This window comes from Ventrimonas faecis (assembly GCF_040096075.1).
Taxonomy (GTDB): Bacteria; Bacillota; Clostridia; order Lachnospirales; family Lachnospiraceae; genus Brotaphodocola; species Brotaphodocola faecis.
On record NZ_JBBMFJ010000077.1, the window covers coordinates 1 to 619 of the forward strand.

The 619-nt window shown below is 42.5% G+C and carries 1 protein-coding gene; it reads left to right on the plus strand.

The genetic code is table 11. The features are described 5' to 3' along the window. The coding region (locus WMO41_RS15835; RefSeq protein WP_349230597.1) for a transposase at window positions 1-464 on the plus strand (464 nt) is incomplete at its 5' end. Window positions 465-619 lie beyond the last annotated feature (155 nt).

Here is a 619-nt window from a genome sequence, read left to right on the forward strand (position 1 = left end):
GCTATATCTGTCGGAATGGAAGGGAACTGACTGTTACAAATGAACGCAGAAGTAAAACAGCCAGTGGATATGTCAGTGTAAAAACTTATTACAGAAGTCCAGACTGTACCGGCTGTCCTTATAAAACGGAATGTATCAAGGGAAACAACTGCAAAACACCTATGGAAAAACGTAATAAAGTGCTGATGGTCTCGAAGACGATGAGTCAAAAACGTGCAGAAGATCTGGAACGGATCACAAGTGAGTATGGAACGATGCTCCGTATGAATCGCAGTATTCAGGCCGAAGGTTCATTTGCTGATGTAAAGGAAGACATGAATTTTCGAAGATATCTGTACCGAGGAAAAGCAAATGCACTGGCAGAGAGCATCCTTTTGGCGATGGGACGAAATATCAATAAGCTTCATTGCAAGATTCAGACCGGAAGAACGGGGAGTCATCTTTTTTCATTAAAGACAGCATAGATTTTAATAGTTGAAAACAAAACAGTTTGAAATCAGGCATGCCGAAAGGGATGTCTGGGAATGAACTGTGTTTATAAGGGATGGGGGCGAAATCACAACCGATTTCGCCCCCATTTGGGCATAAAGCAGGGCTGCCGCCCAGCAAAAAATATTTG